At 42.7% G+C, this 12870-nt stretch carries 14 protein-coding genes; all 14 read left to right on the forward strand.

All coding sequences use genetic code 11. The features are described 5' to 3' along the window. Nucleotides 1-12: 12 nt before the first annotated feature. The 14 genes from D3P96_RS00715 to atpH all read left to right on the forward strand — a co-directional run bounded on the left by D3P96_RS00715 (nt 13) and on the right by atpH (nt 12845). The gene (locus D3P96_RS00715) at nt 13-2103 is read left to right on the forward strand and encodes a DUF805 domain-containing protein (RefSeq protein ID WP_124942518.1); all 2091 of its coding nucleotides are present in this window, start codon (nt 13-15) and stop codon (nt 2101-2103) included. A gap of 98 nt (nt 2104-2201) precedes the next feature. Next, nucleotides 2202-2663 (forward strand): hypothetical protein, encoded by a 462-nt coding sequence (locus D3P96_RS00720; RefSeq protein WP_124942519.1) that lies wholly within the window; start codon nt 2202-2204, stop codon nt 2661-2663. Nucleotides 2664-2889: 226 nt separating this feature from the next. Continuing rightward, a complete protein-coding gene (locus D3P96_RS00725) occupies nt 2890-3513 on the forward strand; it encodes a thymidine kinase (protein WP_124942520.1) in 624 nt (207 codons plus the stop codon). A gap of 11 nt (nt 3514-3524) precedes the next feature. Continuing rightward, nucleotides 3525-4607, forward strand: a complete 1083-nt coding sequence (prfA, locus tag D3P96_RS00730; RefSeq protein WP_057745025.1) for a peptide chain release factor 1 — start codon at nt 3525-3527, stop codon at nt 4605-4607. 3 nt (nt 4608-4610) lie between these two features. Next, complete coding sequence (gene prmC, locus D3P96_RS00735) at nt 4611-5471, forward strand: peptide chain release factor N(5)-glutamine methyltransferase (protein WP_124942521.1); 861 nt, start codon at nt 4611-4613, stop codon at nt 5469-5471. Between the two features lie 2 nt (nt 5472-5473). Continuing rightward, entirely contained in the window at nt 5474-6499 is a 1026-nt protein-coding gene (locus D3P96_RS00740) for an L-threonylcarbamoyladenylate synthase (protein WP_124942522.1), read from the forward strand. A gap of 94 nt (nt 6500-6593) precedes the next feature. After that, a complete protein-coding gene (gene glyA, locus D3P96_RS00745; RefSeq protein ID WP_124942523.1) occupies nt 6594-7844 on the forward strand; it encodes a serine hydroxymethyltransferase in 1251 nt (416 codons plus the stop codon). 39 nt (nt 7845-7883) lie between these two features. Continuing rightward, entirely contained in the window at nt 7884-8513 is a 630-nt protein-coding gene (gene upp / locus D3P96_RS00750; protein ID WP_124942524.1) for a uracil phosphoribosyltransferase, read from the forward strand. A 115-nt stretch (nt 8514-8628) separates the two neighbouring features. Continuing rightward, on the forward strand, nt 8629-9042 hold the full coding sequence (locus D3P96_RS00755) for a pyridoxamine 5'-phosphate oxidase family protein (protein WP_124942525.1): 414 nt from the start codon (nt 8629-8631) through the stop codon (nt 9040-9042). 198 nt (nt 9043-9240) lie between these two features. Continuing rightward, on the forward strand, nt 9241-10527 hold the full coding sequence (locus tag D3P96_RS00760) for a solute carrier family 23 protein (protein WP_124942526.1): 1287 nt from the start codon (nt 9241-9243) through the stop codon (nt 10525-10527). A 254-nt stretch (nt 10528-10781) separates the two neighbouring features. Then, nucleotides 10782-11489, forward strand: a complete 708-nt coding sequence (gene atpB / locus D3P96_RS00765; RefSeq protein ID WP_124942527.1) for a F0F1 ATP synthase subunit A — start codon at nt 10782-10784, stop codon at nt 11487-11489. Between the two features lie 41 nt (nt 11490-11530). Next, nucleotides 11531-11755, forward strand: coding sequence for a F0F1 ATP synthase subunit C (gene atpE / locus D3P96_RS00770; protein ID WP_124942528.1), 225 nt, complete (start codon nt 11531-11533; stop codon nt 11753-11755). A gap of 29 nt (nt 11756-11784) precedes the next feature. Next, nucleotides 11785-12300, forward strand: a complete 516-nt coding sequence (gene atpF, locus D3P96_RS00775; protein WP_124942529.1) for a F0F1 ATP synthase subunit B — start codon at nt 11785-11787, stop codon at nt 12298-12300. Continuing rightward, nucleotides 12300-12845: an ATP synthase F1 subunit delta gene (gene atpH, locus D3P96_RS00780; protein ID WP_124942530.1), complete on the forward strand. Its 546-nt coding sequence runs from the start codon at nt 12300-12302 to the stop codon at nt 12843-12845. Before atpF ends, atpH begins: the two co-directional genes overlap by 1 nt. Nucleotides 12846-12870: the final 25 nt, after the last annotated feature.

Below are 12870 nucleotides of genomic sequence, written 5' to 3' on the forward strand. Positions count from 1 at the left end.
ATAGGAGAAACAATGGAATTTTTACATTTGATTGGTCGTTTTTGGACCAAAATGTTTACTTATAGTGAAGATGACTCACGAACTGAATTCTTCGTGGGATTCATTATGAATTTAATCTTGCTTATGTTGCTTTTCACCATTGTCTTAATCGTCGGTGATGAGCTATTGATTGACACTGATTTTTATGATGGCTTTTATGAAGCGTACGTGATTGCAGTCCCAATCGCTCAATTGGTATTCTTTATGGCATATATCAGTGCAGTTTGGCGCCGTTTACGGGATACACGTTTTAGTCCGTATTGGACTTTTGCAGTCATTGTACCCGTTTTGCAATTCGTGCCGTGGATTATGACGTTTTGGCATTCCGAATATTTAACAGATGAAAGTGACAATGTTTTTTTAGATGATGCCAGACAGGAAATTGATCCAGTTGTTTTTGATCGGCTTCAGTTGCAAGACGTTTATCCTGATGAGTTAGGTGCCGAGGTACTGGCTATTTATATCTATGGAATGCTGGAAGAGCTAAGTGATTACTATCGGGGTGTGGATACTGGTGACTTATCCACAGCGCTATACCACATGATGGTTGAGCATTTTGAATTAAAACAAGTGCGTATTCTGGACTTCATAAAGGAACTTGAAGAACACATCACGGAGGACGACGATCCATTTACCAAACGTGCCATGTCACGTGGACGTGAAAGTTATGTGTTGAGTTTGAATGACACTGACATTGAGATTATGGATAAGTATGTTAAGTTGTACAAAAGTGCTTTAGAACGTTATGGTGCAACGCAACAAGGTGGTTTGTCTACATACCATGAGAAGATGTATGCGCAATCTGACGTGCAAAAAGTGGCAGACGTTTCGGTAGATGATAAGGGTGGGATTCTGGATGTGACGTTTACCCCCTATGATGCAGATGTAGCAAGTGCGACGGTAGATGACGACGAATCCGATGAGTTTATCGAATCAGAATTGTTTGCGGAGCCAACCAATGATGGCGCTGATATAGAACAACAAACAAATGATTTGTTAGTTTCAGCGCTAGACTTAATTGATGGAATTGACATGACTTGGCAGGATATGTGGATTTTGTTCGATGATGCGATTGATGACGACGATTTAGCAGTGGATATTTGGAAACGTCAAGCTGATGGCCAAATTGTTTTGCTGACGCAACCGGCTAGTAAAGTACAGAATGGCAATATCCCAAGTATTCAAGCAAAGTTACGCCATGATGCTGAATTACTGAACTTGGAGGTTCAAGAAACGCAAACTGAACCATTCACGACGGCTTTATTACACTATGTTATGAAGGAAGGTGACGACGTTTCTGGTCGTTTGCAGTACGACTATACGCCTTGGCAAGATGCTGAAAATTTCACACAAAAAGATATTTTTAATTACTATTTGAATCAGACAACTGGGGCATTGTATGTTGAAGATACTACCCAGGATGAAGCTGCTATCACAGTTAAAGTAATGCAAGCATTTGATAATGCGCATAAGGCAGCCGAGAACAAAACGGTTGGGAATGAGCTTACTCCAAAGACTGAAGCGGAAGAAAATGGCGTTGATCAAGCCTTAAATGCGGTAGCGGTGCAAGGTGAAAAACGGATTAATGCGATTAGTAAAGATTGGCAAGAAGTCTGGTTGCTGTTCTTAACACATGAAGATGAGCGGTCAATCACACTCTGGTGGAAAAATTCAGAAGGGAAAGTGCTGTCTTTCCCACACTATGCCTATACCAGCGGCATGTCATTTGATGATCAGATGGATGTGAATATGGACTTGTCTGATATGTTGACCGAAGCGACAATTGCTTTAGCTGAGGCACAACAACCGGAGTTTGAAAATATGATGATCCATTGGGATAAAGATGATCGCGACAGGGTGCACGTAGAGTATTATTGTGATGATGTCGATTGGCATTCAGCACAATACAGTGACTATGATGTTACGAACTATTATATGGTTCAGACGGTTGGAGCAAACGCCATTGCTTATTTTACCAATGACTGGTCAAAGGATATGAAGAAAATACCTGAGTTAACAAGTTATGCCGAACGTTTTGCATCGCGTTGGTATAGTGTAAAGTAATCTAGGTCAACTGGAACATAAAAATAAAGACATTAAAGATGGATAACAAAATCATCGATGTTACGTATATAAAAATAGATGGGGGGTAAAAGTGAGTGATGGATGGATCCGATAAAAAAGCTTTTAGAACGTATGTTGAGGATGCTGAATTTGAAAAAGCCTACAGTATTGCTAGGAAGCTATCTAATGATATCGTGGAAGAGACTTTGACAAATATTTGTGCGGAAGAGACTGGTAATACAACTCATGCTATTGCATCTTCAGTTCTAGTGGTTTATTTTTATGTGCAATATTCTTTGTTCAAAGAAAAGAAGGCAGAGAAATATCATTATATCGATTTCTTAACGGCGGCCTTTCCGGCAGATTTTTTAATAGGCGATGGGTGTTATGCCATTGGCTGTTCTAGTATGAAGGAGGCATGTAAATTGGATCCGGACAATGTTGCTTATAAAGAGGACTTATTACACTATTACGATAGGGTTCCAGGGGATAAAGGGACATATTTAAGTGAAGAAGAAGCTAAAAGCATCAGGGAAGAAATTAACGCGCTTAATGGGTGATGAGGCTAATCGGCAATGCCCAGAAGCGCTTCGACCGATGCAGTTATGCCGAACGTTTTGCATCGTGTTGGTATAGCGTAAAGTAATCTAGGGTAGCAGAATCAATAAAAATAAAGCAGTTAAACAGATTGGGTGTTTAACTGCTTTTTTTCTATCCACAATTTGGTTATACTGTTAAATGAGTGTTAATCGGCAAAATTATCTATTAACACCGAAAGGAGTCAGGATGGCACAGTTGTTTTTCCGCTATGGCGCAATGGCCAGCGGTAAGAGTATTGAAATTTTAAAGGTCGCTCATAATTATGAGGTCCAACAACGCAATGTCTTGTTGTTAACGAGTGCGCTCGATAACCGGACTGAAGTCGGGGAAATTGCATCACGCATTGGTTTAACCCGACCAGCCGTTGCAATTACAGATCAAGATGATTTGTTTGCGTTGATTGATCAACAAGATGATATTGCGGCTGTGCTGATTGACGAAGCACAATTTATGACCAAGGAACAAGTTTTACAATTAACTCATGTGGTTGATGAATTGAACATTCCAGTGCTTACTTTCGGTTTGAAAAATGATGCCTTTAACAATTTATTCCCAGGATCAGAAGCACTTTTGATTTATGCGGATAAGATTGAAGAAATGAAGACGCTATGTTCATTTTGTGGTCGCAAAGCGACGATGAACTTGCGTTTAAATGATGGCTTGCCAGTTTATCAAGGGGCTCAAGTACAGATTGGTGGGGATGATTCATACTTACCGGTATGTCGCCGTCACTATAACCACCCGGATTTAGAGGCGATTGCCCGTCGCTCACAAGATACTGGTTTTACAGCAGCTGCAGAATTTAAATAGGAGAACAAACGATGGATGAAATTTTTGAACGACTACAGTCAGTCGTAGATCGTTATGATGAAGTGAATGAAATGCTTTCTGATCCAGATATCATTTCAGATACCAATCGTTTTATGGAATTGTCAAAGGAAGAAGGACAATTGCGTGAAACTGTTGAAGTCTTTAAGCACTACCAAGACGTTATTCAAGAAATCGCAGACGACAAGGAATTGTTGAATGAAGATTTGGATGCCGACATGGAAGAATTGACTAAGGGTGAGCTAAAGGAACTTGAAAGCGAAAAGTCTGAATTAGAAGAACGCTTGAAGATTCTATTGCTCCCTAAGGACCCCAATGATGATAAGAATATTATCATGGAAATCCACGGTGCGGCCGGTGGTGATGAAGGAGCTTTGTTTGCTGCGGACTTATACGAAATGTACAGCCGTTATGCTGAACGCCAAAACTGGAATGTTGAAGTCATTGATGAAAACAAGACTGAAATTGGTGGCTACAAAGAAATCGTTTTGATGATCACAGGAAACAATGTGTATTCAAAGTTGAAGTATGAAAACGGGGCGCACCGTGTGCAACGTGTGCCTGAAACTGAATCAGCTGGACGTGTTCACACATCAACTGCCACAGTTGGGGTAATGCCTGAATATGAAGACGTTGATATTGAAATTGAAGACAAAGACTTGCGTGTCGATGTTTATCGTTCATCAGGGGCTGGAGGACAGCACATTAACAAGACGTCATCTGCCGTGCGTATGACCCACTTGCCAACGGGAATCGTTGTGGCGATGCAAGACCAACGTTCACAACAACAAAACCGTGCCAAGGCGATGGAAATTTTGAAGACACGTGTGTACGATTACTATGCCTCACAAAACGAAGCTGAATATGCCGAAGAGCGTAAGACAGCCGTTGGTACTGGTGATCGTTCTGAACGTATCCGAACTTACAACTATCCTCAAAACCGTGTGACGGATCACCGCATTGGTTTGACTTTGAATAAGTTGGATCGCATTATGAACGGTGAATTAGACGACATCATTGATGCGCTTGTGATTGCTGATCAAACGGCTAAGCTTGAAGATTTGAAGCAAGGTTAAGCTATGTTTGATGAACAATGGACAATTCAAGCCGTCAGTGACTGGGGAAATTGGCAACTCGAACCATATGTCCATGACCAAGATGAACGCCAAGCGCAAATTGACTATCTCTTAACGGGGATGCTCGATTGGAACTATAATCAATTGGCGAATAATGCGAATACGATTTTGGAAGACGAACTTCGGCTACGTTTCATGGTCGCGGTGGATGCGATTAAAGGTGGTCAACCGGTGCAATATGCGCTCGGACACGCCGCTTTTTATGGTCGCGAATTCCAAGTCGATCGTCGCGTTTTGATTCCACGTCAAGAAACTGAGGAATTGGTGGATTGGGTTTTACGTGATCAACCAAAGAATTCAGCGCGAACGGTTTTGGACATTGGTACGGGTTCCGGCGCAATTGCTGTGACTATCGCAGCCGAACGACCAACATGGGAAGTAACAGCCAGCGATATTTCTAGCGAGGCCCTTGAGGTGGCGCAAGCCAATGCTAAACAATATGCACCGCAAGTTGGCTTTCTTCAAAGTGACCTTTTTGAAAATATTGAGGGTCAGTATGACGTGATTATTAGTAATCCGCCATACATCGCGGAAGATGAACGGGCTGTGATGGATGAAAGTGTGTTGAACTTTGAACCGGAACAGGCTTTGTTTGCTGAGGACCAAGGGTTGGCAATTTACGAAGCGATTGCTCCGGAATTGTTGGCGCATTTGAAGCCAAATGGGGAGGCTTACTTTGAAATTGGGTATCAGCAAGGACCAGCGCTCGTTGATCTCTTTAGTCAATTGCCAGTAACACAAGTAACATTGCAACAAGATATGAGCGGACATGACCGCATGTTGAAGGTTGCAAGAAGGGGGTAAGTATGGAAACTAAGATTTGGACACCAGACGAATTGCCAGCCGCAGTCCGAGCCATTAAGCGCGGATCGTTGGTCGCTTTTCCGACGGAAACCGTCTATGGCTTAGGCGCCGACGCTTTCAATGAGAAAGCCGTCGGAAAGGTCTACGCTGCTAAGGGACGCCCATCAGATAATCCGTTGATTGTCCATGTGGCTGACCCAGAGCAAATCGACACATTCGCGCAACGCAATGAATGGGCCGATAAGTTGATTAAGGCCTTTTGGCCGGGACCTTTGACGATGATTTTGCCGGTTAAACCTGGTGCTTTGTCATCAACGGTTACGGGTGGTTTGGACACTGTCGCCATTCGGATGCCGGATAATGACTTAACAAGAAGTTTGATCCGGGAAGCAGGCACACCTATCGTTGGGCCGTCAGCCAATACGTCTGGTCGTCCTTCACCAACAATTGCCCAACACGTCTACCATGACTTGCATGGAAAGATTTCGGGGATTTTGGATGGTGGGAGCACGCGCATCGGGGTTGAATCAACGGTGATTGACCTTTCTACAGATGTACCGACGGTTTTGCGTCCAGGGAAAATTACACCCGAGCAAATCGAAGCCGTGTTAGGCACGGAAGTGGAAGCCGGACAACACGCGGTGAAAGCTGATGAAGTGCCTAAAGCGCCTGGGATGAAGTATCGCCACTATGCACCAGATAAAGATGTGTATATGGTGACGGAAGATGAATGGACGCAAGCCATTATTTGGGCCCAATCACAATTGGAGCCGGTGGGCTTAATGTTGACGAATGATTTAATTGCTGAACATCAACTTTCAGGCATGGATTTTGTATGGTCATTAGGACCAGATACGGATTCAGCCGCAGCCAAGTTGTTCGCCGGATTACGTCATTTTGACGCACAGCCAAATGTGAACACGATTTTGGTCGCCAAAATGCCAGAGACATCAGCGAATGCTGCTTACAATAACCGTTTGAATAAAGCGGCCGGTGGGCAAGATGTTTCTGAATTGTTAGAAGACTAACGCACCTTTAGAGATAACGTACGGAAATAGCTGTATTTATTGCAGAAACATTGTATAATGTACGTATATTAATCTTTGGAGGGCTGATGCCAATATGACAAATTACCGTAGCTATGATCCTGAATTGTGGGAAGCCGTTGATCGAGAAGCAGATCGACAAGAACATAATATTGAATTGATTGCCTCTGAAAATATTGCCTCTGCTGGCGTTCGCGCTGCGCAAGGAAGTATCTTGACCAATAAGTACGCCGAAGGATATCCTGGAAAGCGTTACTATGGTGGAACTGAATTCATTGACCAAGTGGAACAACTTGCCATTGATCGTGCCAAGGAATTATTTGGTGCAGAATATGCGAATGTTCAACCTCACTCTGGTTCACAAGCCAACGCTGCGGTTTATGCGGCTTTGCTTGAAACGGGGGATGAAGTGCTTGGCATGAGTCTTGATGCCGGTGGGCACTTGACTCACGGGGCTGCGGTAAACTTCTCTGGTAAAGTTTACAACTTCCATGAATATGGATTGGATGAAAACGAATTGTTGGACTATGATCAAGTGCAAGCTTTAGCTGATGAATACCAACCAAAGTTGATTGTTGCTGGCGCGTCAGCTTACTCACGGATTATCGATTTTGATCGTTTCCGTAAGATTGCTGACTCAGTTGGCGCATACTTGATGGTTGATATGGCGCATATTGCCGGACTTGTTGCGGCTGGTGTACACCCATCACCAATCGGGATTGCCGATGTTGTGACAACGACAACCCACAAGACATTGCGTGGACCACGTGGTGGCTTGATCTTAGCCAACGAAGAACTTGGTAAAAAGTTGAATTCTGCAATCTTCCCTGGAACGCAAGGGGGACCTTTGGAGCACGTGATTGCTGGTAAAGCGGTTGCCTTCAAGGAAGACCAAGATGACAGCTTCAAGGCCTATGGCCGACAAATTATTGCGAATGCCTCAGCTATGGCTGAAGTATTCAATGCATCAAAAACGATCCGCGTTGTTTCGGGCGGAACTGACAACCACTTGTTTAACCTCGACCTAACTGAAACAGGCATTTCAGGTAAGAAGGCGCAAAACTTGTTGGATTCAGTTCACATTACAACAAACAAGGAAGCCATTCCAAACGATCCACGTAGTCCATTTATCACATCTGGTATCCGTATTGGAACGCCAGCGATTACAACACGTGGGTTCAAAGAGGCTGAAGCAGCACAAGTCGCTGAACTTGTGGTACGTGCTTTGGAGAATTCTGAGGATGCCGCTATTCTTGCCGAAGTTGCCGATGACGTACGGGCTTTGACGGATCGTTTTCCATTGAGTAAAATTGAACATGCTGAGTAGTGGCATGTAAAAACTAAAAAAGTTTGGAGAATGAACGTAATGAGTAATTTAACTGTGTTTGAACATCCTTTGATTCAACATAAACTAAGTATTATCCGTAACAAAGAGGTGGGAACAAAAGAATTCCGCGAGATCGTTGATGAAATTGCTTCATTGATGGCCTACGAAGTAACCCGTGACTTGCCAATGACGGAAGTGACGATTGAAACACCCGTAGCCACAACGGAACAAAAGACGTTAGCAGGTAAAAAGTTGGCGATTGTGCCAATTTTGCGTGCGGGTCTAGGGATGGTTGATGGAATTATGAAGTTGATTCCAGCGGCGCGTATTGGTCACATTGGTATGTACCGTGATGAAGAAACGCTTGAACCAGTTGAATACTTCGTTAAGTTGCCAGATGACATTGATCAACGTGAAGTTTTGCTTGTTGACCCAATGTTGGCAACTGGTGGATCAGCTGATATGGCGATTGACGCGTTGAAGAAGCGTGGTGCCAACAAGATTAAGCTGATTACACTTGTTTCTGCTCCAGAAGGGGTTGCGGCTGTCCAAAAGGCGCACCCGGATGTGGATATTTTCACAGCTAGTGTAGATGATTATTTGAATGAAGATGGTTACATCGTCCCTGGTTTGGGTGACGCTGGAGACCGTTTGTTCGGTACGCACTAATAAAAAATGCTTAAAAGCTTATCTCCTTGAGGTAAGCTTTTTTGAATTCTAAGCAACATTAAAGGCATAAACTGGTAGAATAGACCATATTAAGCAAACGAAAGAAGGATGTATAATGGCAGATTTTCAAGAATATGTAGCTGAGGCAAAACAACTTTTGGTATTGGCAACAGCCGTGAATGACCAACCTTCAGTGCGTGTGGTTGGTTTTGGACAAGATCCGGAGGTACCGAACCGTTTCTATGTCGTTTCAAAGCCTGATGTCGCTAAGGTGGCCCAAATTCAAGCCAATGATAAGGTTGCCTTTACAACCATGCCTGGTGCTGGTGGTAAGCGTATGTCATCAAACAAGGTGACGGCAAAACTTTCAGATAAGACTTGGTCAGATATTGAACCACTTTTTGCGGATAATAAGGGTTGGCATGCTGGTCATCCACACCCAGAAACTGAAACCATTTTGGAATTGAATTTTGATTCTGTGCTTTTGGATTCATTTGTTGAAGCCCCACAAGCAGTTGAATTTAAATAATTTTCTCTTGTACTTGTAAATCGGTTAACGTATACTCAATAGTAATGAAATGTGTCTTTAATTCAGCCCAGTGAGACTGAAAAGTTCAATACTCGAGTCCTGCTTTTTGCGTGGAATAAAATCGATTTGAATTTTAAGCTGGTGTTGTGTAAACGACACCAGTTTTTTTAGGCGCAAAAATAGGAGGAAGTTTTAAAAATGGCGGAAAATCAAAAAGATGTCGTTTTGGACGTCGATGACAAGCCCAAATTCGGACAGTGGATTGGACTTTCATTACAACACATGTTCTCAATGTTTGGATCAACAGTCTTAGTACCATTGTTGGTCGGCTTGAATCCCGGAATCGCGTTGTTCAGTTCGGGTGTCGGAACCCTTTTGCACATCTTGATTACCAAGAAGGAAATCCCTGCATACATGGGATCTAGTTTTGCCTTCATCGTGCCGATGATGTCACTGATGAAGACGACCGGGTATCCAGGTGTTGCCGCGGGAGTTATCTCTGTCGGGGTAATTTACTTAATTATCGCTGGGATTGTTGCGATGATTGGGACAAACTGGATTGATCGGCTTTTGCCCCCAATCGTGGTGGGCCCAATTGTCATGGTGATTGGATTGTCATTGGCGCCATCTGCGGCCCAATCAGCAACGTTGTTGAATGGCAAGTATGATATTCGTGTCTTTTTGGTTGCCATGTTAACGCTAGGTATTACGATTTTCTTCAATATGAAGCTCAAAGGTTTCTTGGGATTGATTCCTATTCTACTGGGGATTGTATGTGGTTATATTTTTGCCGTAATGTTTGGTTTGGTTGATTTCCAACCAGTTACGCAAGCAAAGTGGTTTGCGCTTCCAGCCTTTGATATTCCATTTGTTGACTACAAGCCACATATGTATTGGAATGCCATCATTGTCATGGCGCCGTTGGCTTTGGTAACGATTACTGAGCACATGGGTCACTTGATGGTCTTGGATGATCTAACTGGTCGTAACTACTTCAAGGAGCCAGGTTTGCAACGTACGCTGGCTGGTGACGGAGCTGCTTCAATCTTCGCTGGATTAGTTGGAGGACCTTCTGTGACTTCTTACGGTGAAAATATTGGGGTAATGGCCATTACTAAGGTCCACTCGGTTTATGTTTTGATGGGCGCAGCCATGTTTGCCATCTTGTTTTCCTTCGTTGGAAAGCTATCTGCATTGATTCAATCAATTCCAGGTGCCGTTACGGGTGGTATTTCATTCCTCTTGTTTGGCGTTATCGCTGCGTCAGGATTGCGTATCTTGGTCGACAACAAGATTGACTTCGATAAGAAGCGTAACTTGATGATTGCTTCTTCAGTTTTGGTTATCGGAATTGGAAATGCCTACCTTCAAGTTGGAACAGGTTCAGAAGTTGTGCAATTCTCAGGTGTTGCCATTGCGACGGTTTTGGGAATTATCTTGAACTTAATTTTGCCAAAGGAAGCTGCTTCAGAAGCTGACATGTAGCAAATTGCTTACAATCTATAAGAATAGAAAGGGCTTACATATTTGTAGGCTTTTTTTTATTGAAAAAAAGTTTGTGAAATAAATCACTAAAAACCTTGATGCTATCAACTTTCCAATATTCTTGGACATTTTTTGGCATTTTAGTCATTGAATTGCCAAGCAAATGGGCATAATATAGTGGTGTATTGCAGATGTGTGTGTGTTTCGGCGCCCGTGTGTCGGCGATTAAATTGGGAAAAAGGAGGTAACGTTCTGTGGACGAAAAAACCGCATCATTTGTTATTGCGGGACTGAAATTTGATCTGCCGGTTATCATTTCGATTACGGTGGCTATGGCGCTGGTATTTATTATCTGTGTCTGGATGGCGCACCGTCTCACAATGAAACCAACTGGTAAACAAAATGCGTTAGAAATGCTGATCGAATTCACAAATGGAATTGTTGATGGTAATCTACCTAATCAAACAGGTCGTGAGCTGAAATTCTTCTCATTTGTCCTATTCTCATTTGTGTTTGTAACAAATCAGTTAGGTTTAATTCTTCATGTGAATGTTGGAGGCGTAACTTTCTTAAAGAGTGCCACCTCTGACCCGCTGGTTGCATTTACCTTAGCGCTGATATCAATTGGGTTGTCCCATTTTTTGAGTGTTGATAAGGGTGGATTCAAAAAGTACGTGAAAAGCGTATACTTTAGTCCTTATGCTGCTTTGATGCCAATCAATTTAATCGATCAATTCACAAGCTTTATGACCTTAGGGCTTCGACTCTTCGGAAATATTTTCGCGGGTGAAATTGTGATGGGATTGATTTGGGAATTAGCCAAGTCATACGGTATCTTAACCATGGTGCCAGGTCTCATTTTGGCAGTCATTTGGATGGCCTTTTCATTCTTTATTGGTGCTATTCAAGCATATGTTTTCGTCGTTTTGACCAATGTCTATGTTGGCGAAAAGTTAGAATAGTTGTCTAGTCGTTTTTATATAAATCTCAGGAGGATGTTTTCATGACAGGAAGTATTGCAACAATCGGTGTAGGTCTTGCCGCAGCTGGAGCCGCCATTGGTGGAGGTATTGGTAACGGACTTATTATCTCAAAGATGCTTGAAGGGATGGCTCGCCAACCTGAACTTGAAGGAAAGCTACGTTCAAACATGTTCATTGGTGTTGCGTTGGTCGAAGCCGTGCCAATCATCACTATCGCGATTGCGTTCATGTTGTTTAGTAAGTAATTCAGTTATTGCGTGGAGGCCAACTAATTATGTTAAATCAAGTATTTTTCGCTGGTGCTAGCGATGGGTTGGCTTTGGGGAATATGTTATTTTTGTTAATTGCCTTTGTGATCTTGATGCTACTTCTTAAGAAGTTTGCATGGGGACCGGTAGTTAAGATGATGGATGACCGTGCAAATAAGGTTGCTCACGATTTGGACTCTGCAGAAGATGCTCGCCAACAAGCTGAAAAGCTTTCAAAGGAACGACAAGCCCAATTGACAGCAGCTCGGACTGATGCCAACACGATTGTCGCTGATGCGAAAAAGTCAGCTGACGCACAAGGTAAGCAAATTGTCGCAGACGCCCAAACAAATGCACAAACGATTAAAGATCGTGCTGCAACCCAAATTGAACAAGATCGTTCAGAAGCAATGACATCTGCTAAAAATGATGTTGCCGAACTGTCGGTAACGATTGCACAAAAGATTATTCAAAAGGAATTAAAGCTGGATGATCAAAAAGCATTGATTGATGCTTACATTGATGGGTTAGGAGAAAAATAATGGCCAAATTAACGAGCACCACTGTTGGTAAACGTTATGCAAAGGCTTTATTTGAACTAACACAACCGGAAGGCACGAGTGATGCAACATTAGCTGAGCTAATGACGATTGCCGATGTTTTTTCCGAAAATCCAGATTTAATGTCAGTTTTGACTTCAGTTAACATTCCTGAACCAGATAAACAGGCTTTGTTAAAGAGTTTAACGAAAGATGCGAGTGCCTTGGTACAACATCTTTTCGACTTAGTTTACGAAAATCGACGCATTGCCGATTTACCAATGATTATTCAACAATATAAAGTGTTGGTGGACCGTGAAAACGAGGTTGTTACAGCCAAAGTAACCACGGCAATTCCATTAGATGATGCCCAAACAGCGCGTCTATCTGATAAGTTGAAAGCATTATTTAAAGCACAAACGGTTGTGATTGAAAATGATGTTGATCCAAAAATCATTGGTGGCGTAAAAATTGAAGCAAATGATCGCGTTTTAGATGGCACGATATCGACAAAGTTAGCAAATATTCGCCAAAGCATTACTGACTAATAGAAAAGCACGAATGAATTAAGTA

Origin of the sequence: Weissella viridescens (genome assembly GCF_003862435.1) — a bacterium.
Lineage (GTDB): Bacteria > Bacillota > Bacilli > Lactobacillales > Lactobacillaceae > Weissella > Weissella viridescens_A.